This is a genomic window from Thermococcus cleftensis (genome assembly GCF_000265525.1).
Lineage (GTDB): Archaea > Methanobacteriota_B > Thermococci > Thermococcales > Thermococcaceae > Thermococcus > Thermococcus cleftensis.
The window spans coordinates 1,857,422-1,878,222 of sequence record NC_018015.1 but is presented as its reverse complement, the minus strand read 5'-3'; the positions used below and the strand labels follow the sequence as shown (position 1 = coordinate 1,878,222).

Genomic DNA, 20,801 nt, shown 5'->3' with positions numbered 1-20,801 from the left:
CCGCACATCAAAGGTTTCCAAACATTATGTGGTTCTGAAACTCAACATGTTCCTGGCGTACGTTGTACCGTTCATATTGGCCATAGCGTTTCCAAACATTATGTGGTTCTGAAACCCATTCAGGGGGAGGTAATCTATTACCGCCGCGGTAGGGTGTTTCCAAACATTATGTGGTTCTGAAACTCGGAGGGCGGGTTGGTAATCTGGCTCCAATCATGAGTTTCCAAACATTATGTGGTTCTGAAACTCCTGAGAAACAGGAACTACCACTACGGCGAGGTCCACGACGCTGTCAGCAGCATCGAGTTTCCAAACATTATGTGGTTCTGAAACGATCCCGAGGGGAACATATGGTTTGCATGCTCTCCAGAGATTTCAGAATGCGGTTTCCAAACATTATGTGGTTCTGAAACTTGTGCTCTGGGACCGTGTCGAAATAACTTTCGCTGCACTATTCAAGGATGGTTTCCAAACATTATGTGGTTCTGAAACAAGTCGGATAGCCCACTCGGTAAGGTTGTGTCCTATATCGTCAGCGTGGGTTTCCAAACATTATGTGGTTCTGAAACAGAAGAAGAAGGAAAGGACTACACCCTCGTTGAGTTTGAGATTGAGGGTGTCGTTTCCAAACATTATGTGGTTCTGAAACACGGTAGGGTCACGATAGACTTCAACGACGGTAACGTTGACGGGGTGCTCCCCAGTTTCCAAACATTATGTGGTTCTGAAACTTATAATTCCGTCACGGGTGTGTATTTCGAGAATGAGCCGTTCGTTTCCAAACATTATGTGGTTCTGAAACTTTGTGGAGGGGTGAACCATGAGGAATTTTGTAGTGGGCCCCCTTTTGTTTCCAAACATTATGTGGTTCTGAAACGTTGCGTGTAGTATTGTGGATAAGATCTGGGAGGCAGAAAAATGTCGGTTTCCAAACATTATGTGGTTCTGAAACGGTTAACTTTTTTGCCCCTTCGGGCAAATAGGGTAATGTTAAACTCCTATATAAATTTTGCGGTTACCAGGAGTTCAGAAAACAGCACCAGAACAAAAACCCTAAACACTCCAAACACAAACCACCCAAAATAGTAAGAAAACCGAAAAAGAAAGAAAAAGCCCTAACAAACCAGGGGAGGAGATAACGCCAGGGAGAGGGCCACCGGGGCAGGCTAAACAATTCACGGGGAAAACAAACGCCGTTCATTGGAAATCGCTCCACCAGACTCCCGCGAGAAGCCTTCGAAAGCCAGACAAAGGTAGTAGGAAACCCCGTTTGAGGCCCGCCTGGAAAACAGTAGAAAATGCTCCTCACAGCTATAGGAGAATTTTTAGGGCTTCTTTTGAGTTGTGGAGGTGTCATAACGCCTCGTTTTCAAACGCGTGCACGGACTTACTCCTATGTAATGTAAAAAGGTGAAAGGCTGTTTTAGGACTCTTTTGGCTGAAAAAAGCGTTTAGGGGAGAAATCACTCCACCTATCTCCGAGGGGAATTCTCAAAACGCCTGAATAAGCTTAGAGTATGCTTGTTTTGCCAGTACTTTCAAAGTTGGGGAAGCTATTTGATGGTTTTATTTGGGTTTTTAAAGTTTTCTCGGCGTTCATTCGCTTGAAACAAAAAAGTAAAGCCTTAGATTCAAAAAAGAAGGAAAAGACTCAAAAGACCCCGTGTAACAATACCCATAACTGTCCACTTAGATGACGTTGTCGAACTCGTCCGGGGGTCTGCCGAGGTGGAAGGTGACGAGGTTGGAGTCGCTCGGCAGGGAGTAGAAGAGGATCGAGTCCTCTTCCTCGTTTATCGCCCGCGAGAGCTTCCTCTTCAGCTCGGCGACCTCGTTCCCATCGAGCCAACCCTCGAAGACGCTCCTCTGGCGCCACTGGAGGTAGGCCTTCAGTATTTTGTGCACCCTTACGACCCTCTTCTCGTTCACGTCGTAGACGACTATGTAGTAGCGCGCCATGGTCCCACCGGGCCCCGATTACCTCCCCAAAATCTCCTCGGGGTCTATGGCCACTACATCCCCAGGGCTTTTATCGGGGACGTGGGACTCGACCACCACCGCCCCGATGCGGGGGTCGTAGGTGGCCACCCAAACGGTTGGGTGGTAGAAGTGAACGAGAAAACCGTAGAGCCATATGGGGCCCCTCCCCGTGAGTATGACGCCCTTCCTGGGATTGACCCCCGGTGGCCTCAGATCCCTGAGGACTTTCGGCTCGAGGATACCCTCAACCTCGAAGCCCACCACCGTGAACTCGTCCACCTCTCTGACCCTGAACCTCAGCATTCGAACGGCACCTCCACGAGGCTGTCCCCCATCAGCTCCCTCCACTTTCCGATGCTGTCGATCCTGCTGTGCTCCAGGGCGGCTCCAAAGAGCCTCCAGCTCCTCTCTATGAATGGACCCATCGTGAACGTGTCCCCGTCCACAGGGGTTATGTAGCCGGCCTCTATGAGCTTCGGTATGAACTTTTCGGTGTAGCCCCGTTTCTCCAGTATATCAAGCACCTCGGACTTGCTTATGTAGGCACTCCCCTTGGCCGTGTAGAACCTCTCGAGGAGGCTCCTGAGTATCGAGCCGACCCCGAGGTTGAGGGGTGGCAAGTCGTTCCACCTGTTGAGTATCTCGTTGGCACACTTGAAGACCTCATGCTCGTCCCTGGGGCACTTCTCCAGCCACCCCGGCTCGAGGAGGGGCGCGTCCTGGAAGACGTAGTAGTACCTGCTCGGCACCATCGTGTAACTGCCGGCTATCATCAGGGCGAGGTTTATCTGGTTGCTGCCCCCGATGAGGTTGACCCAGACCTCCTTCCTCCTGATACCGTAAAAGAGCGTGGTGGCCCTGTCAAAGACCTCGTCGAAGTCCTGACGGTTCACCTTGACGAGGTAGAAGTGCTTGGGTCTCTTCAGCTCGACCCCGAGGCCCTCGAGGCAGTCCCAGAGCCTGCAGAGGTACTTCACGATAGGCCTGTGTATGGGCTCCTCCCTCTGACGCATGTTGGAAAGCCCCCTGAACCACCTGGAGTCATAGGTGAGCCTGAGTTTTCCATCTATTGCCTCGGGGGTGTCGAAGACTATCACGACCTCGGGCATGCCGGGGTGTTTCTCCCTGCTCCCGCTCCTCTCTCCAGCCTCCCCGGAGAGCCTGAAGAAGTCCCTCGCCCCGTTGTGTCCCATCTGTGCCGCGGCCTGGAGTATGTAAACCGCGGTCAGGGGCATCGTCAGGGCGCCGGGGCTCAGCCCGAGTCCGGAGACGTGGTAGACGCCCAAGACTGGCACCTCCAACGGACCTCACTCTCGGAGGATCACCCAGCCCATCGGCCTGGAGTTCGCCACGCGGCGGGTCTTTGGAAAGTCCCCTGAGAGGGCATGGGTCCCAGGCTTCCTGCCGAGCTGGAATTTTCTCCGTATGTGTTTGAAGAAATCTGTTCCTAGTATCAGGGGACCGAGGGTCATCGAGTACCAGCCGCTTCCCCAGCCCACCCTGAGTTTGTGGCCCTCCATCCTCTCGAGCTGGGAGTAGAACCGCCCGACGCTCTCCCTGAACGCGCCGTACTTGCGGAGTTCCCTCCTCTCGAAGGAGATGACCTCCCTGGAGAAGCTGTCTATGGCCTTCCATATCAGGTCCTCGAAGTCCTCCTTCCCCTTTATCGTATCCGCCAGGAGCCCGTTCAGCTCCCCGGCCCTCATGGCGCGGGAGAGCAGCTCGTTATCTACCCTGATTTCGATTTCAACGTCGATGCCCTCAACGCCCTCCACGTACTGGGGTATCTCGCTTTTCCCTCCGACCGTCGAGACGGCGTACACCTTCAGGTTCCTGATGCTCAGGGGCTCGCTATCCCTGACCACCAGCGCCCTCATCGGGTCCCTCTTCGGTTCGTACCTTCTTCTGCCCCTCCTCCCCCTGGCGTACCCGAATACAAGCATCTCCAGCTCATCGTCGGCACGTTTTGGGTTGATTCTACCTTCTGAATCCGCCAGCTTTTCCAGTAACTTCTCTACCCTGCTCCGGTACTTTAAGGCAACATGGTAGAAGACGGCCGTCCGTATGGAACCCTTCACGCTCGAGCCGGGTATGTACGGCCTGCCGCTGGACTTTATGAACTCCCTTATCCTCATGCTCCTCGGTGCTATGCGACCCACCACGGGGAGTGTGTACTTCTTAACCTTCTCCAGCCCAACGCCGTAGTCTGAGAGGTACCTCTTCCAGATGTACATGTCCTCCATTATGTCGGGGGCCTTTACCAGCGTCAGTATCTCCTCGACGTCTGCCCCCGCGCTCGTGAGCTCGAGCATCAGCCTTTCAAGGTCAAGCACCGCTATCCTGCCGTCATTGAGGGGGAGCACGTCTATAACCGTCAGCTCGTTGCCGTTCCCGATGTGGAGTGGAGACAGGACGGTTAGCTTCATGCATCAACCCCCCATGGGCACCGGGAACGCCCTGCCGTAGACGTGGACCCTGTGCCCTATTTCCTTTGAGAACTCTCCTATCTCGTCGAGGTCCAGTATCCTTCCCGCGTTCTCCCTGACTATCGAGCCCTCAGCCGCGAAGAGCATGGTGGGCTTCCTCCTGGGCGTGCCGCCGGTGGTGTGCACCCAGCCGGAGCGCCTGACCGGCTCCCACTGGAGCACCTCCTCCCTGCTCTTCGGGAGCACGAGGGAGAGGGTTACGTAGCGTTCGCTTTTCTCCGGAAGTCCCGAGAAGCTGAAGTTCCTGTCGATCTCAAAATCGAAGAGGCCGAGTCCCCAGCTCCTCTTGCCACCCAGCCCCTCGTCGCCCAGGAACTTGACGGCGGGGAGGATGTACCTCCTGAAGATCTCCTCGCTCCCCTCGTAGAGGAAGTACAAACCTGCGTCCTCCCTGAAGTGGACCTGGGTCATGTAAAATATGTTGGAGTTGGAGGCGAGCCTGTCGAGGGCGACCTTCGGGATATCCACGATCCGCGCAGGTAGGCCCTCTGGAAGCAGCTCCCCCAGCCTCTCCGCCTCTATCCTTCCACCCACCACCATCTCGAAGGCTTCCTTCGTCAGGAGGGGTGCCTTTCTGAACCTTTTCGAGAGGGCGTAGCCCTCGGGCGTGTCTGCGAAGGTCCCGAGCACGAGGGAGTTCGCGTTCACGGGCTTCGGCAGGTAGTAGTGCTCGGAGTCAAAGGGGAAGAGCGAGGAGATGCGCGCGTTCCGCATTGCCTCGACGAACTCGTAGGTGCTGATGCCGAGCCTCGGGAGCACCGAGCCTATGGCACCGAATAGCGTATCCGAGTGAACCACGACGCCGGCGCTGTCGAGGGAGTGAAGCCCCACGTGGAGGGGCCCCCTGAACCTGAGCCTGACTGCTATCATCCTCATCCCCCGATGCTGAGTTTGAACAGTTCATCGAACGAACCCCTCACCCCCTCGATGGTGAGTGCCTCATTCGGCGCCTTCTTAACGAGCGTTTTCTCCTCGCCGTTCTCGGTGTAGTATTCAAGGGGCCTGAAGACGATTTCCGTGAGCCTGAACTCGACCTTTCCATAGCCCCTGGAACCCGAACCGCCGAGGTAGGTGTCCTCAAGCATCTTCATTGCCGAGAACAGGTTCCTGAGGTCCTCCTTCCACTGGGCGGTGTCCTCGATGGTGTAGATTATCTCGAACTCGAACTCCGCCCCGGCAACGACGCGCTCGTTCGTCCTCGGGTTCGCGGCGGAGGTGACCCTGTCGATGGCGACCTCTACCTTCGCCTCGGTTATCTCCTCGCCCGCCTTCCACCTATCCACCCACTCCTCAGCCAGCCTGGCGTCCCTGACGATTACCCTCGAGGGGAAGTTGCTGTTTCCGCTCGAACCGAAGAGCCTGCAGACGGGGCAGACCCTGGCGGTCTCGTACTCGTCGCAGACGTGGATGACGACCTTCCCAACGGCCCTGTTGAAGAACCTGTCGCATTTTTTGTTTTTAATCTCCTCAACAGTGCAGTAGCCGGGCTTGTACTTCAACTTTATCTGGCTCGGAACGTTGCCTCCCTTCTCAAGCTCCGTGTTGACCATCAGCTCGAGGAGTCCCCTGAGCCTGCCCTTCAGAGAGGAGCCGGGTATGTAGGGCAGCCCCGTCACGGGGTCCTTTATCACGTAGTTGTCAATGCCCCCTATCTCGGAGACCTCCCTCTGGGCCCCTATGTGCAGCCCGGTCACGGCCCTGATGCGCCCCCTGATTATGACCTTACCGTAAACGAGCCGGTTCATATCGGTCATTTCTCTCTCCCTCCGAGGAAGCGGTGGTAGGCTATAACGGCCTGAATAAAATCGTAAACGGCCTCAAAATTCTCCCTTGTAGGCGAAGCCGAGACCTTGAGCAGGATTGGATCAAGGGCCTTGTGAAGTGCCTCGAGAGCTTTGACATCCCTCCGGTCGGCCTTTCCTACCGAGTAGGCCAGGAGGAAGCGCATCCTCATGAGCTTCGACTGTATCCTTTCTTCGCTGGAGTGGTCGCCCCTGAACTCGAAGTCGAAGTATATATCCCTCGACAGGTCGAGCACCTTCCTGACCTGGTTGGTCTTGAGGTTCAGCACCCTGAGATAGGCCGCCACCACTATGGCCCAGTCCAGCCTCTCCCGCGGGGTTGCCTCAAAGAACCTTTCCATGGCCGTTAGGGTCTTCCCGAAGGTTTTCCCTATGACGCCCTCCAGGGAGTTCAGCTGCTTGCAGCTGGATATGGCCTCCCTGAGGCGCACCGCGTCGATGGGCTTTTTCTGGAGTGCCTCCGACACCACCGAAGTGTTGCAACCCCCGCCATTGCCGTGCTTCCTCTGGTGGGACTGGAGCCCACCATTTGAGTAGTTTTTATGGCCGTGTCCCATACGTTCACCCCCTAACCGCAAGGAGGAGGGGCTTCAGAACCCCGTCGATCCAGTATATCCTCTGGGGTTCTCCCCTCGAGAGGAGCTGGAGGTCGATTGAGACGAGATCCCTGAAGACCCCCTCCAGCTCCATGCGGGAGACGTAGTAAGCGAGAAGGTAGTTCCACCTTATCCCGTCCGGGTTGCGGACGTAAAGCTCCCTCAGCTCGAGGAGCTTCCAGAGCTGTGACTTGGGCACCCTTTCCCACCTTCCGCGCTCCCCGTTCCAGACCTGCAGTCCATCGGCGGTTACCCTGAATTTGCCGGCGTACCTGCGCCACAGCTCCCTGTACCCGCCCCAGCGGTAGGAGACGGGGAAGCTTAAGTCCCAGCCATAGTCCCTCGGGCTGGTGCGCTCGATTATGTAAACACGGTCCTTGCCCTCGTCCTTTGCCGTTTCGAGCCTCTCCTCAGCCACCTGGGCCATCCTCGACACTGGGAAGTCGTGGGCGAAGGTCGCTATCCCAGCGGACATCGTCACGTTCGGGTTCCTCCCGGTGTAGGCCGAAAACGTCTCCCTGATGAGGAAGGCCAGGTTGAAGACCTCGTTCCACGCGCCAACGATGAAGAGGTCATCGCCGCCGGCGTAGACGACGACCACGTTGGCGGGTGTCTGGCTCAGCCCCTGGTGTCGTTCCTTCCCCAGCTCCCTCGCGGTGGGAAGCCTCGGCACGTCGTCGGGCAGGGCCCCTTTCTCCAGTCTCCCCGAGATTATGGACACGAGGTAGGCCTTGAAGAAGTAGTCCATCAGCCTTGAGAGGCTCGCGACAAGGGCCGGGTTCCTGTCCTTAAGTCCCCTGCTGAATATGAGACCGAGGTTATCGACGTCGGCCTTGAAGACCGCTATCCTCTCCGCCCCCAGCGAGTTCTCGGCCAGCTTTTTGAATTCCATCACGGCCTTCCTGCCGTTCTCCAGCGTCAGCCTCGCGTAGTCGGCGACGACATATGGATAGGCGCGGTACTCTCCCGGAACCTTCCACAGGTCGAGGCTGTTCCTCAGCAGTACCTCCGAACCGGGCGGAACGTTCCACTCGGACAGCATCTTCACGTCGTCGAACCAGTAGATGCGGGAGAACGACAACAGAACGGAGCTCTTCGGATCCTCACCGTACTCCTCGAGGTTTTCCCCGCCAATCCTGACGAAGAGGCCGGTCTTGGGCAGGGCCGTTCCGAGGTGCCACAGCTCGTAGCAGCGCCCGCAGAGCTTGAGCTCCTCCCCCTCCTCGTTCCGTATCGTGAACTTCTTGGCCTCGGCGGGCGTTATCTGCTTCCTGCAGACGGCGCACTCCTCCAGCTTGTGGAAGCCATCGGAATCGACGAACTCACCTATCACATCGAGGAACCGCCTGCTCTTCCTCTCCCCGACCTTGGCCTTCATGTCCCTCCAGAGGCTTCCGTTTCTGAAGGTCCTCATCTCCTCCCTGCCAACCTCGTCCCAGTCGAGTGCGAGGTAAAGGGAGCCGTCGAACTCCCCGAGTAGGAAGCGCTCCAGCCTTTCCCTGACGCGGCGGAGGGTTGAAATGGTGTCATCGGTGTTGGGGAGTATGAGAGTAAACGCACCCCCGCCGTTGTAGATGATGCAAGACCTCGGGAGGCCGAGCCTTCCGAGTACCTCCAGCACGACGTCCCAGGCCAGGAGGTCGAGGTATATCGACCTGGCCCTGAGCATCTTGAGCGCTCCCTTGGAGGTTATCGTGAAGACGAAGCGCTGGATGCCCGAGAGGTCACCTTCCACGAAGAGGAACGGCTTCTCCGCCTCCCCGGCAAGGTACAGCGACACCGCGAGGGCCGAGAGCATGCGGGAGTAGTCGTAGAGGGAAACCCTTGGGTCCGATGTGCAGGCGGGCACGAAGGTCAGGTATCTCTCGAGAACCGCCATGACCCTGCTTGAGTCCGGGTACTGGCCGGGCTGTGAGAGGGCGTAGCTTATCCGCCCCACCACGTCGGAGTACCAGGCGGGGGTCACCTCCACCTCCCTCTCCGGTGTCGGGAACTCCTTTCCGAGGTCCAGCTCCACCGGCCGGTAGTAGAGCATCTCGGGACTCCCCTTGCCGATGTCCACGAGCGTGAAGACGGAGACGAGGGGAGTGGAGGGGTCCTCCTCGCGGCACTCCCCGAGCAGTTCCATCGCCTCGAAGATGGCCCTCCCCAACTTTAGGGTTTTCTCATCGCTCACCGAGTCCGCGAAGGCCTCCCACCCGTCGAGGAGCAACTGGAACGGTGCGACCCTCCTGTATTCCTCCCTCCCTGACCTCTCTGAAAGCCCAACGAGAAACTCGAACCCCGCCTTTCCCGGGGAACCGCGGCCCGCCCTCGACAGCACCCTGCCCAGTGGCAGAAGGGCGGCGGCGAGGGCCAGCGTTTCGACGTCCTGCTTCAACCGTCATCACCCCCTAGCCGGGCGACAGAAGTGCCCAACTGAAAGGTGCATTGATCACCTGAATGGGACACGGGTATTTTCTACGGTGCATCAGATAAAAAAGTTTTTCGGTCCGGGTTGGTGCGAAGAACCTAAGGAAAATCGTTCCCGACTTCAAAATTGCAGGGCTATGAGTCCAATTCAGCGGAGTTGTAATTCGTGAGAGAGGTTTTTGGGAAACACTGCAGGAGGAAGGTGTCTCAAGGTTACCCGGCCCCGCCACCGCGAGAAGATGCCCTCTTGTTTCGAGGCCACGACGCACCTGGAAAGCTTCCAGAACACACCAAACCTCCCACGGGGGCGCTTAAGGCCCCATCTCCCGATACCGCAGATTTTAGCGTCCAAACATTATGTGGTTCTGAAACTCAACATCAGGTTCGACAAAAACCTGTGGTTACAGTACCTGGCCCAGTTTCCAAACATCATGTGGTTCTGAAACAAGAAGGCGCCACTCCTCATAGTATTCGTCGACGTCAGTGGCTCCATGGACGAGTTTCCAAACATCATGTGGTTCTGAAACCATAGTCGACGAGGAGCTTAAGCTCCTCAAGGCGCTGTTTCCAAACATCATGTGGTTCTGAAACGTGAACCTTAACCCCGAGATTGTGACGGCATCGCTGGAAGGGGGGACGTTTCCAAACATCATGTGGTTCTGAAACTCGTGGATTGACAACAAAACACTCCCTCCAGAGGAGTTCGTCAAGCTGGGTTAGTTTCCAAACATCATGTGGTTCTGAAACTGGGAGCTGGGTGCGGGGGTTCGTGATGTTAAACTCCTTCAGAAGCTTCATTAGCTCGTTTCCAAACATCATGTGGTTCTGAAACGGTTAACTTTTTTGCCCCTTCGGGCAAATAAAGTAATGTTAAACTCCCATATAAATTTTGCGGTTATCAGAAGTTCAGAAAACAACCCTAGAAGGGAGACTCCAAACGCCCCCAACACAAACCACTTCAATTAGTAAGAAAGCCGAAAAAGAAAGAAAAAGCCCTAACAAACCAGGGAAGAAGATAACGTCAGGGAGAGGACCAGCGGGACAGGCTAAACAATTCACGGGGAAAACAAACGCCGTTCATTGGAAATCACTCCACCAGACCCCCGCGAAAAGTCCCCAAAAGCCCAACTGAGACGGCAGAGAGCCCCGTTTGAGACCCGTCTGGAAAACGGTAGAAAATTCCCCTCGCAGTTGTAGGGGGATTTTTAGGGTTTCTTTCGAGTTGTGGAGGTGTCATAACGCTTTGTTTTCAAACATGTGCACGGACTTACTTCTATGTAACGTAAAATGGTGAAAAGTTGTTTTACGGCTTTTTTGTCTGAAAAAAGCGTTCAGGGGAGAAATCACTCCACCCATCTCCCATTACAAATCCCCAAACGGCCGAAGAACCCTTGAACTGGCTGTTTTCTATCACCACCTCAAAACCAAATAAGGGCGGATCGATCTCAGTTTGTGGAGCACGGAGTTTTCTACCGTTCATTGGCCCCGAGGAGATTTGTAATGCCCCAAACAGAGAAAAGGAGAAAACGCCTCAAAAACAAGTGTGCATCGTTACTCAACTATGTTACCTATCCTGACCGAAAGGCTTTTTTATCCCTCCAGCTTTTAGTGAGAAGGTGTTTCAGGATGAGGATAAAGCTCGACCTGGAGCCCGAGGAAAGCTTCCCCTTCTACGCCGTTGGAAAACACACCGTCCAGGCGATGATATACACCCACCTCAACGGGACGGATTACTCTGATCTTCACGACAGGAAGGGCTTCAAGTTCTTCACCTTCTCCGACATCTACCCCAGCGGGCCCTTCGAGCCGGGCAAAAGGAAAAGCCTGATAATCAGCTCCCCGGACGAGGGGTTAATCGAGACGCTCTACGAGAAGCTCCTCCCAGATGAGAAGCTCTACCTCGGGAGGCACGCGCTTAAAATAGTCTCACTGAAGAAGTTCAGGCTAAGGCCGAGAAAGGCCTTCATAACCGGCTCCCCCGTCGTCCTCTCCGCCCCGGGAGACGGTCGCTTCTTCACCTTCCACCACCACAACAGCCTCGCCTACTTCGTCGAGAGGCTCACCGAGCTGGCCGTGAGGAAGTACGAGGCCTTCACGGGCGAGGACTTCGAGCTCGACGGCCCGCTCTTCACGAGGATGATCCCGAGGGTGAGGAGGAAGGGCTGGCTCGACATCTACGTCAGGGTTAATATCCGCGGGCGCTACTTCGACGTCCCGGGCACAACATGGGAGTACCTCGAGGCCCCGCTGAACGAGTCAAACAGGGACTTCTACGCCTTCACGATGGACGCCGGAATCGGGGAGCTGAACAGCCTGGGGTTCGGCTTTCTGAATCCGCTCAAGAAAAAGCCGTGAGGGGTTGCCATGAAAAGCTGGGAGCTCAGGCGGAAGGTTGGCTTCCTCGTTCTGGCCCTGACCAGCTGGGCCTTCCTGGCACAAACCGACATAGAGAACGCCACCTTCGCCACGACCGTCGCGTTCATACTCCTGCTCTTCGCCTGGACCGACTACTTCAGCTTCGTAATCTACATAGCCCCGGCCTTTGGCGCCATAGCCGGCCTCTTCGCCGGGAACTTCGATGGAATCTACTACGGCATTCCGACGGGCCTCGCCTTCGTCCTCTTCGCCCTCCTCATGAGCAGGAACCGCGAGAAGCTGGCAACGCTCGTCTTTCTCCTCACCCTTCCCCTCGCCGTCGTGAACGCCCACCTCTACCCTGTATCGAGCGCCATAGTCTGGACCTTCATCGGCCTGATGGTCGGCCTGATAGAGAACGCGGTCATAGAGGAGATGGCCGGGGGCGACGTCCTGATAATAGCCCTCTACTTCATGGCCCTAGGTCCCCTCGCCTTCATTCCCACCGCCCTCCAGACCTTCACCGGGCGGGCGCTCTTCGAGAAGGTCTTCGATGACGTCTCCGCATACCCCGTCGGCCCGGCGATGTTTGTCATAGCCCTTCCACTCTTCCTGGCTACCCCGGGGCTGGTGGAAAACCACTACCTCCCCGAGTGGCTCTTCTACGCCCACTTCCACGGCCTCCAGAGCCCGGGCTGGGCCTTCTTCGTGGGCCTCGGCGCGATGTTCCTCTCGGGTTACGCCACCTCCCTGGGGGACGATGACCCGATTGCGGCCATTATGGGGCTGACCGCCGGCCTGGTCGTTGGAATGGTAGTCCTCGTCGGCCTTGTTCTCCTCGGAATGTACGTTGAGGGTCTGGGACACGAGGGTCTTTCAACCCTGCTGGCTCTCGGTGCCCTCGCGCTGAGTCTCTTCGCCTGGCTCTTCTCCGCGGTCTCCCTGGCTCCCCTCCACTACGAGGGGAAAAGCTCGATCCCGCCCCACCTCTGGTTCTGGGGGCTGAACGCGGTTGCCCTGCTCCTCTCCGTTCCCCTCCTCCCCAAACTCTGGCGCCCGGGGGAGGGGACCTTCATAACGGCCCTCCTGGTTGCCCTGTTCTTCCTCGTGGCCCTTGGGGAGGAGAGGAAGGAGCTCGGCCCCCTCTGGACGGGCTTGCTGGCTCTAATGGCCCTGCTTGCGGGCCTGTGGACCGGTTTGGGCGTTCAATCCGTGCTGGGGTGATGGCATGAGGGCGTACGTGACGACCGTTGGAACCTCACCCGAGGCGGTCTTCAACCCCCTCTGGTACCTCGTCGAGGTTCACGGCTGGGTTCCCGATGCCGTTTACCTGCTCTGGAACGACGGCGTGAGGGAACAGCTTGAGGGGGTGAAGGGACTGATAGAACGTCTCTCCAGCGCCTACGGCGTGGGGATAAACGTCATCGCCGGCGAAGACCTGAGGTTCAGCGAGGATAACCCGGTGGAGTTCAGGGAGAGGGCCGCCTCGCTCATCGGCTCACTTGTCTCTGAGGGACATGAGGTCATTGCCGACATAACCCCCGGCAGGAAGTTCATGAGCGCCCTCCTCCTCGGCGCGGCGATGGCGAGGGGGGCGGGCGAGATAACCTACCTCCACCTGGAGGACTGGAGGCGCTACGCAGGGAAGCTGCTCTTCGAGGTCCCAATGGTGGAGCAGAGGCTCTTCAGGAAGGGGGAGCTGACGGGAAAACCCGGAAAGGTCTCCCTGCCGGGTAGGAAGAGGGGCCCTGCGGAGAGCCTCACCGTGAACAGGGAGTCGCTGATGGCCCTCCTCGACTCCCTGTATCTCGATGGGTTGAGGAGGTTCAGGCTGGCCGTCAGGAGCGAGGAAATAGCGTCCGTGAAGCTGGGCAGGCGGGCGAGGATAAGGGTGAGGGAGTATTTGACCCTCGACCGGGAACTCCACGGCGGGCACACGATGGTGAAGGAGGCGGTGATAGCGGGAATGGGGAGCTTCAGGAACTGGGACGAGCTGAAGGAAGAGGTCAGGGCGTTACTCCGCTCCGGAAGGCCGCTCTACATCGGCTTTGACACTAACGCCCTCCTCTTCCGCGTTCCTTCAAGGGTCATCGCAGAGGGGGACTTCTACAGGAACGGCAATCTGATATTCGACTTCGCCTACTCCGACGAGGTTCAGGTCGAGATAGGGCGGCAGGTGAACGAGAAACTGCCCTTCGACCGGGAGCTCGGCCCCTACTCCAACCAGCCAACGCCGAGGGCAAGGCTGGCCTCCATCGGCAGGGTCGAGCTGGTAAAGCTGAGGGAGATGGGGGCTGAAAGGGCCGACAGCAGGAGGGACGAGCGGGGGGACACGAAGATAGCCCTCGACTACAAGGCCTTCGCCGAGGAGAAGGACGCGAACGTGATGGTCATCACCCTCGACGACAGGGCCTACGCGGAGATGGACGCGCTCCGCGGGAGCGGGCTGGTTCCCTTCAGGCTGGAGTGGGAGTTCTCCTTCGGGGAGAACCTTGAGGGGAGCTGGGAGGCGCTGAGGGACACGCTCTACACGCTGGCGGTGACTCTCGGCGAGCTCAACGTCCACACCTACAAGCTCCACGGCCTCTGGCACGGCAAGAACTCGGAGGACTGGGAAAGGGAAAGGGTGAGGCTGAACAGCTTCGAGTACGGCAGGATTTTCAGGGTTCTCTCGGGCGGGGACTAGTCCTTCTCCCCCTTCTCGTACTGCCTCTCGAAGTAGTCCCTCAGCTCCCTGACGAGGTCCTCGAGGTCAAAGACGTCCATGTCCACGGAGACTAGTAGATCATTGGGTTCAACGTCGAAGACCCTCTGCCTGGCGTACTCCGCGTGGGCGTCGCCCTTTATGGCGTGGAGCATCATGGCTATGCTCATCGGTGCAGTCCCACCCGTCAGATGGAAGGTTACATCCCCGCTGTTCTCCTTTATCAGCTCCGCTATCCGGGAGCCGCGGATATCCTGAAATATCATTCTGACGTCGTTTGAATCCCTGATCGGGACGAAGTTCACCGTGATGGTTCTCCCCGGCCCGCTCTCAATCTTCTCTTCGTCCTCGCTCGGCCACCTCACCAGGAACCGCACGTCCAAGCATTTTGAAGCCTTCTCGAAAAAGAGCAGCAGGAGGTCCTTCACCTCGGTCTTCAGCTTGGGCGGATCGAGACTCGCCAAGTGAGCCTCCTTCGTCACGAGGAGGTAAAGGGACTCAAGCGGGCCGTCTTTGAAGTGGTAGTGCATTGAGACGTAGAGGGGAAAGAGGGAAACGGGCGCTTCCTTTCCGTTCGCGTTTATCTTCCTGTTGCGCCTCATGTCCTCACAGCTCGCGTTATTGACCAGATCCCAGTTGCTAGGGAAACTCAGGCCGTAGACGAGGTATCGCGTCTTCGGGTGATCCATCTTCTCTTTTTTCTTCGGCGCCGGGTAGGCAAAGGCCGTGGCGAAGATTATCGAGAGGAAGTAGAAGACCGTGCCTAAGACGAACCAGGGGTTACCCATCTTGATTGCATCGGGGAGCCATGCCGTCAGGATCACGGCGAAGAGAACAAAGAGGAAGAGACCGTACGCTGAAACTGCCAGCTCGCCTATGAAGTACCTTGATAGGAAAGTGCTGAAGAAAACGCCCAACGAGTCCCTTCGGCTTCCCCCGAGCTTCCAGCCGGCGAAGAGGGCAAGCCCAAAGGAAATGAGGAACACAATCAGCGAGGCCATTAGAAAAACAACGTAATCCGTTGGCAAAGACGTTGCTGGCCTTATGTGATCAACCACCCAATACTCGACCTCTATGAGGTGCGTAGCGATATCCTCTGGAAGCCATTTGAAGAAACTTTCCATCTCCATTAGGGCGGCGTTTTCCAGAAACATAGCGACGGCAGGTGTCAGCAGAAGTAGGGAAGAGACGAGCTTTCGGGCGGTCCTGCCTGGCATTCCCACCACCGCATTAAGTTCCCGCAACCCTTTAAAACCCTCTCCCTCAGCCTAACCCGGTGGTGGGAATGAGGATAGCGGTCATCGATTACGACAGGTGTAACCCTGACAAGTGCGGTAACTTCCTGTGCGAGCGGGTCTGTCCGGTCAATCGAATGGGTGGAGAGGCGATAATCATAGACGAGGAGAACTACCGGCCGGTGATTCAGGAGGCGAGCTGTACCGGCTGTGGGATATGTGTGCATAAGTGTCCCTTCAACGCGATAACCATAGTGAACCTCCCGGAGGAGCTTGAGGAGGGCTGCGTGCACCGCTACGGCGTGAACGCCTTCGTTCTCTACCGCCTCCCCGTGGTCAAGGACGGCATGGTCGTTGGCATACTCGGACCGAACGGAACCGGTAAGACAACGGCCGTTAAAATCCTCGCGGGCCAGCTCCTGCCGAACCTCTGCGGCGACAACGAGAGCTGGGACAACGTGATCAGGGCCTTCCGAGGCAACGAGCTCCAAACCTACTTCGAGAGACTGAAGAACGGCGAGATCAGGCCGGTGGTGAAGCCCCAGTACGTCGATTTGATCCCCAAGGCCGTTAAGGGCAAGGTCAGGGATCTGCTCAGGAGGGCTGATGAGGTTGGCGCCTTTGACGATGTTGTCAGGGAGCTCGAGCTTGAGAACGTCCTCGACAGGGACATAAAGCACCTCTCCGGCGGTGAGTTGCAGAGGGTTGCGATAGCCGCGGCGATACTGAGGAAGGCCCACTTCTACTTCTTCGACGAGCCCTCGAGCTACCTCGACATAAGGCAGCGCCTGAAGGTGGCGAGGATAATCAGGAAGCTGGCAGATTCCGGCAAGTCCGTCCTCACGGTGGAGCACGACCTGGCGGTGCTCGACTACCTGAGCGACGTGATTCACGTCGTCTACGGCAAGCCAGGAGCTTACGGTATATTCTCCCAGCCGAAGGGCACGCGCAACGGGATAAACGAGTTTCTGCGCGGCTACCTTAGGGACGAGAACGTCCGCTTCAGGCCCTACGAGATAAGGTTCACGAAATCCAGCGAGAGGCAGAGCCAGGCGAGTGACGTGCTCGTCCAGTACCCGCGCCTCGTGAAGGACTACGGGGGCTTCAAGCTCGAGGTCGAGCCGGGGGAGCTCTACATGGGCGAGGTGGTGAGCATAGTTGGGCCAAACGGTATCGGCAAGACGACCTTCGTGAAGATGCTGGCCGGCGTGGAGGAGCCGACAGGGGGAGAAGTTGATTGGGAGCTGAAGGTTTCCTACAAGCCCCAGTACATCAAGGCCGACTACGAGGGCACGGTTTACGAGCTTCTGAGCAGGATTGACGCGGCAAAGCTTCTCAACAGCTTCTACAAGACCGAACTGCTCAACCCCCTCGGAATCCCCGACCTCTACGACAAGCAGGTGAACGAGCTTTCGGGCGGTGAGCTCCAGCGCGTTGCCATAACGGCGGCCCTGATAAGGGACGCGGATCTTTACCTCCTCGACGAGCCCTCCGCTTACCTCGACGTCGAGCAGCGCTTGGCCGTTTCGAGGGCGATAAGGCACCTGATGGAGAAGGAAGGCAAGACCGCCCTGGTGGTCGAGCACGACGTGCTGATGATAGACTACATCAGCGACAGACTGATGGTCTTCGAGGGCGAGCCGGGGAGGCACGGAAGGGCCCTTCCGCCGATGGGAATGAGAGAAGGCATGAACCGCTTCCTGGCGTCGGTGGGGATAACCTTCCGCCGCGACCCCGAGACGGGAAGGCCGAGGGCCAACAAAGAGGGGAGCGTGAAGGACAGGGAGCAGAAGGAGATGGGCGAGTACTACTACGTCTCGGCCTGAATAGGCCCACTGTTCCTTTTTTCATGTTATCTCTGTCAGAGCGGTTCGTCTTGTTCCGTGTAAACCAAAATAAACGGTGGCTAACGTTGTTTAACGATAATTCGAGGGAAAAGCGGCCAGCAGCCCGTTTGATGAACAAAAGCAAATCCACGACGACGATTTCCTGAAAAAAGCTTAAATAGATCCCGTTTCATAGAGAAGACTGAGGTGAGGAGCCATGGCGTGGAGAAAAGTTATCGCAGTGCTCTTCGGTTTGATGATGCTGGCGGCGACGGTGTCCCTCACCGGGGTGAGGGCCGGCGAGGCTGGCGTGACGGTGATCCTGGTCAGCGACAACGAGGCCGACTGCGCCCTGGCAGAGTACCTGGCCAATCTGACCGGGGCCGTGGTTGTCACGACGACGTGGGGTGTCTATGACCCGAACGTCACCGCGGAGGTCATGGGCTACGGGCCTGACAGGGTGATAATCATAGGGGGCCCAGAGGCAGTCGTGGAGGAGTACGTGAGCGACCTCCAGGATCTGAACATAACGGTGGAGCGCTGGTGGGGCAAGAACAGGTACGAGACCAACCTGGCGGTCTTCGAGAACGCGAGCAGACTGGGCCTCAGGTTTGAGAACAGCGTGGTGATGGTTCCCGGAAACGACACGGGCGCGATCAGGGAGGCCCTCCGGGAGGCCCTGAGGACCAGGGGGATAATCGTGTTCGCCAACAACACCACCGATCCGGTTAGAATAATGGTCAGGTTGGGGGTTGGAAACGCCAACGTCACCATCATCAGGAGCCGCGTCACCGAGAGGATAGCGGAGAGAATAATGCTGAAGCTCGAGAGCAGAACGAAGGTGCGACAGGTGGAGGTGAACGTGACACCCGATATGGCCCTTGAGGCCATCAACGTCAGCGAGGCGAGGATAAGCACGGCTGAGGGACTCCTCGCCAACGTCACTCTGCCGGAGGAGAAGAAGATACTGGCGGAGAGGATGCTCAACCTGTCAAAGGCCGAGCTCGAGCGTGCGAAGGAAGCCTACGAGGCCGGGAACTACTGGAGGGCCTACGGACAGGCCATAGCCGCCAAGGCCCACGCCGAGGTGGTCATAAGGATCGCCTCCAAGGAGTGGGAGGTGAAGCTCAGGTTTGACCCGGCGATGCGGGCTGAGACCTTCATCTACCGCGTCGAGAGGCAGCTGGCCGTGATGGAAAGGGCAGGGATTGACGTGACCGGGCTGAAGGCCCTGCTGGAGCAGCTGAAGGCCGCGGTTGAAAACGGCGACTACGACGTCGTCAATTCGCTGATGACGCAGATAAGGAGGGAGCTCATGGAGGCCTACACCCACGGGAAGGGCAAGTTCTGGGAGCAGATAAGGTTTCCGGACCATGGAAGATGGGCCGCACCGTGAACTCCCCTTTCTAGGCCTCTTTTTCTTCTCGAGGCAAAGAATTTAAGGCCGTCCACGTTATCGGGGACGGAAGGAAAAAGAGGGGATCACCATGCTTCCGCCAGGCAAGATACCACCGGAAAAGTTAGGGAAGTTCGTGTTCAACAGGCTGGGGGCAAGGGACGACGGGGTTCTGGTTTCTTCTGGCCCGGGAATAGATGCCGCCGCGATAGAATTCGGCGATAGGGTTCTCGTCGCCTCGACGGACCCGATAACCGGGGCGGAGAAGGGAATAGGATTCTACGCCGTCCACGTCAATGCCAACGACGTGGCCACGTTTGGAGCCAGGCCGAGGTGGTTCCTTGTTTCGATCCTCCTGCCAGAGAACTCGGACGAGGGGCTCTTGGAGAGGATAATGGAGGAGCTCCACGGGAGCGCCCTCAAGCTCGGCGTTGCCATAGTCGGAGGCCACACGGAGGTAACGCCGGGCCTCGACAGGCCGATAGTCGTTGGAACTATGCTCGGTGAGGTCGAGAGGGAAAAGCTCGTTACCTCGAACGGGGCCAGGGCGGGGGACGCGATAATCCTCACCAAGTGGGCCGGCCTGGAGGGGACGGCCATAATAGCGAGCGAGCGCGGTGAGGAACTGGAGGGGGTCCTGGGAAGGGAGATCGTGGAGAGGGCGCGCTCTTTCATCGAGATGATAAGCGTCGTTGAAGACGCCCTAACCGCCAACTCGGTTGGAGTCCACGCGATGCACGACCCGACGGAGGGAGGGGTCACCAACGGCCTCCACGAGATGGCCGATGCTGCCGGCCTGGGCTTCCGGGTTTACAGGGGGAGGATACCCATCAGGGGGGAGACCCTCGAGATCTGCCGGTTCTACAACCTCGATCCCCTGGCCCTGATAAGCTCGGGGGCGCTCCTCATAGCCGCCCCCAGGGAGAAGGCCGGGGAAATCCTCGCGGCCCTGGCGAAGAAGGGCATAAACGCCTCCGTCATCGGGGAGTTCCTTGACGACGCGGGGACGAGGGTCATCGTCGAGAACGGTACGGAAAGGCCCCTTGAAAGGCCCGAGAGCGACGAGCTGTGGAAGGTCGTCTAAAGATCCACCGAGATCCTCAGGCCCTTCTCCTCCTCTATCCTCCTCAGCACCTCGAGGGCCGTTTCCTGGCTCACGGGGACCCTGAGGAGGTGCTCGTAGGCCTTCCTCACCTCCTCCCGCTCGTACCCCTGAGAGGTCTTCTCAATGTACAGGAGAACGGCGAGGAGGACACCCCTGAGACTGCGCTCGGGCAGGGGCAGGAGCTTCCAGCCGTTGTCGTGGACGTACGCGGCCCTTGGCCTTTCCTTTCCCGTCAGCTCTGTCAGGGGGACGGCGCCGGGGCTTTCTCCTGAGAGGAGGTACTCGACCAGCGCCTCGCCCGGGTAGCCCTCCCTTCTGAGGCCGGAGAAGCTCAGCTCGAGTGCACGGAGGAGTGAGGCCAGTCTCTCCAGGTCACGTATCCTATCCTTCGAGAGGAGGGACAGCTTGAGGACGGCCTTCTCGAGCGGCTCGTTCTCCAGGTCGGCCGTGAAGAGTACCCTGTCCCTGAGCCTTGAGCCCTCCTCGAAGGCCTTCACCGCTATCCACACGGCACCATTGGTGAGGACGCCGTACCTGACGCCGGAGTTGAAGCAGTAGCGCGCCAGCTGGCGAAGCGGCTCATCGCGTTTGAGAACGTTCACGCCCAGATTCTTGGCCTCGACGTAGGCGAAGACCTCCCCGTCCAGGATAAGCGCGTAGTCCGCCCTGCCGTCCTCGGTCCTCTCCTCCGGCCTTACCTCCTCGGGGTTGTTCCAGTCCCAGCCGAGAGCCTGGAAAATCTCGCCTATGAGGTGCTGCTTCACCGCCTCCTCGTTCTTGACGTAGAGGCCACGGTGGGACTTGATCTTCAGTTTGACCCGTGAAGCCGCTTTTCTCAGCCCCTCCATGAACCGCACCCAACAACTGAAATGCCTCCCCGTGACCTAAAAGCTTTTGGGAGGGT

The 20,801-nt window shown here is 57.9% G+C and carries 16 protein-coding genes and 2 CRISPR repeat arrays (1 of these 18 cut by a window edge); of the genes, 6 read left to right on the top strand and 10 right to left on the bottom strand.

What is annotated here, in order from left to right; genetic code table 11:
• A CRISPR array of direct repeats spans positions 1 to 952; the repeat unit is 28 nt; unit sequence GTTTCCAAACATTATGTGGTTCTGAAAC; it reaches 207 nt to the left of the window's first position.
• Positions 953 to 1,689: 737 nt separating this feature from the next.
• The 8 genes from cas2 to cas10 all read right to left on the bottom strand — a co-directional run bounded on the left by cas2 (position 1,690) and on the right by cas10 (position 9,244).
• Complete coding sequence (gene cas2, locus CL1_RS10095) at positions 1,690 to 1,959, bottom strand: CRISPR-associated endonuclease Cas2 (RefSeq protein WP_014789785.1); 270 nt, start codon at positions 1,957 to 1,959, stop codon at positions 1,690 to 1,692.
• Positions 1,960 to 1,977: 18 nt separating this feature from the next.
• Positions 1,978 to 2,283 (bottom strand): CRISPR-associated ring nuclease Crn3/Csx3, encoded by a 306-nt coding sequence (gene crn3, locus CL1_RS10090; protein WP_014789784.1) that lies wholly within the window; start codon positions 2,281 to 2,283, stop codon positions 1,978 to 1,980.
• The gene (locus CL1_RS10085; RefSeq protein WP_048152278.1) at positions 2,277 to 3,266 is read right to left on the bottom strand and encodes a hypothetical protein; all 990 of its coding nucleotides are present in this window, start codon (positions 3,264 to 3,266) and stop codon (positions 2,277 to 2,279) included. Before CL1_RS10085 ends, crn3 begins: the two co-directional genes overlap by 7 nt.
• Before the next feature lie 21 nt (positions 3,267 to 3,287).
• On the bottom strand, positions 3,288 to 4,406 hold the full coding sequence (gene csm5 / locus CL1_RS10080) for a type III-A CRISPR-associated RAMP protein Csm5 (RefSeq protein WP_014789782.1): 1,119 nt from the start codon (positions 4,404 to 4,406) through the stop codon (positions 3,288 to 3,290).
• A 3-nt stretch (positions 4,407 to 4,409) separates the two neighbouring features.
• On the bottom strand, positions 4,410 to 5,342 hold the full coding sequence (csm4, locus tag CL1_RS10075) for a type III-A CRISPR-associated RAMP protein Csm4 (protein WP_048152275.1): 933 nt from the start codon (positions 5,340 to 5,342) through the stop codon (positions 4,410 to 4,412).
• Positions 5,339 to 6,220: a type III-A CRISPR-associated RAMP protein Csm3 gene (csm3, locus tag CL1_RS10070; protein WP_014789780.1), complete on the bottom strand. Its 882-nt coding sequence runs from the start codon at positions 6,218 to 6,220 to the stop codon at positions 5,339 to 5,341. The genes csm4 and csm3 overlap by 4 nt, the downstream gene beginning before the upstream one ends.
• Positions 6,217 to 6,735 (bottom strand): type III-A CRISPR-associated protein Csm2, encoded by a 519-nt coding sequence (gene csm2, locus CL1_RS10065; RefSeq protein ID WP_187287167.1) that lies wholly within the window; start codon positions 6,733 to 6,735, stop codon positions 6,217 to 6,219. Before csm2 ends, csm3 begins: the two co-directional genes overlap by 4 nt.
• A gap of 94 nt (positions 6,736 to 6,829) precedes the next feature.
• A complete protein-coding gene (gene cas10, locus CL1_RS10060; RefSeq protein ID WP_014789778.1) occupies positions 6,830 to 9,244 on the bottom strand; it encodes a type III-A CRISPR-associated protein Cas10/Csm1 in 2,415 nt (804 codons plus the stop codon).
• 376 nt (positions 9,245 to 9,620) lie between these two features.
• Positions 9,621 to 10,108: a CRISPR direct-repeat array (repeat unit 28 nt; unit sequence GTTTCCAAACATCATGTGGTTCTGAAAC).
• Positions 10,109 to 10,884: 776 nt separating this feature from the next.
• Here cas10 and cas6 point away from each other — a divergent pair.
• Genes cas6 through CL1_RS10045 form a run of 3 tightly spaced genes read left to right on the top strand, consistent with a single transcriptional unit; the run spans position 10,885 to position 14,317 of the window.
• Positions 10,885 to 11,631 carry a CRISPR-associated endoribonuclease Cas6 gene (gene cas6, locus CL1_RS10055; protein ID WP_237266249.1) on the top strand — a complete coding sequence of 249 codons (747 nt, stop codon included), beginning with the start codon at positions 10,885 to 10,887 and terminating at the stop codon, positions 11,629 to 11,631.
• Positions 11,632 to 11,640: 9 nt separating this feature from the next.
• On the top strand, positions 11,641 to 12,855 hold the full coding sequence (locus tag CL1_RS10050) for a hypothetical protein (RefSeq protein WP_014789776.1): 1,215 nt from the start codon (positions 11,641 to 11,643) through the stop codon (positions 12,853 to 12,855).
• Between the two features lie 4 nt (positions 12,856 to 12,859).
• The gene (locus CL1_RS10045; protein ID WP_014789775.1) at positions 12,860 to 14,317 is read left to right on the top strand and encodes a hypothetical protein; all 1,458 of its coding nucleotides are present in this window, start codon (positions 12,860 to 12,862) and stop codon (positions 14,315 to 14,317) included.
• Here the strand turns inward: CL1_RS10045 and CL1_RS10040 are convergent.
• Positions 14,314 to 15,558, bottom strand: coding sequence for a PDDEXK family nuclease (locus CL1_RS10040; RefSeq protein ID WP_237266248.1), 1,245 nt, complete (start codon positions 15,556 to 15,558; stop codon positions 14,314 to 14,316). The genes CL1_RS10045 and CL1_RS10040 overlap by 4 nt on opposite strands.
• Before the next feature lie 62 nt (positions 15,559 to 15,620).
• On the opposite strand from CL1_RS10040, the gene CL1_RS10035 reads away from it, so the two are divergent.
• From CL1_RS10035 to CL1_RS10025, 3 genes are all read left to right on the top strand, one after another.
• Positions 15,621 to 17,396, top strand: a complete 1,776-nt coding sequence (locus tag CL1_RS10035) for a ribosome biogenesis/translation initiation ATPase RLI (RefSeq protein ID WP_014789773.1) — start codon at positions 15,621 to 15,623, stop codon at positions 17,394 to 17,396.
• Between the two features lie 217 nt (positions 17,397 to 17,613).
• Positions 17,614 to 18,792, top strand: a complete 1,179-nt coding sequence (locus CL1_RS10030) for a cell wall-binding repeat-containing protein (protein WP_014789772.1) — start codon at positions 17,614 to 17,616, stop codon at positions 18,790 to 18,792.
• 91 nt (positions 18,793 to 18,883) lie between these two features.
• A complete protein-coding gene (locus CL1_RS10025; RefSeq protein ID WP_014789771.1) occupies positions 18,884 to 19,876 on the top strand; it encodes an AIR synthase family protein in 993 nt (330 codons plus the stop codon).
• Here the strand turns inward: CL1_RS10025 and CL1_RS10020 are convergent.
• A complete protein-coding gene (locus tag CL1_RS10020; RefSeq protein WP_014789770.1) occupies positions 19,873 to 20,745 on the bottom strand; it encodes a type I restriction enzyme HsdR N-terminal domain-containing protein in 873 nt (290 codons plus the stop codon). The genes CL1_RS10025 and CL1_RS10020 overlap by 4 nt on opposite strands.
• Positions 20,746 to 20,801 lie beyond the last annotated feature (56 nt).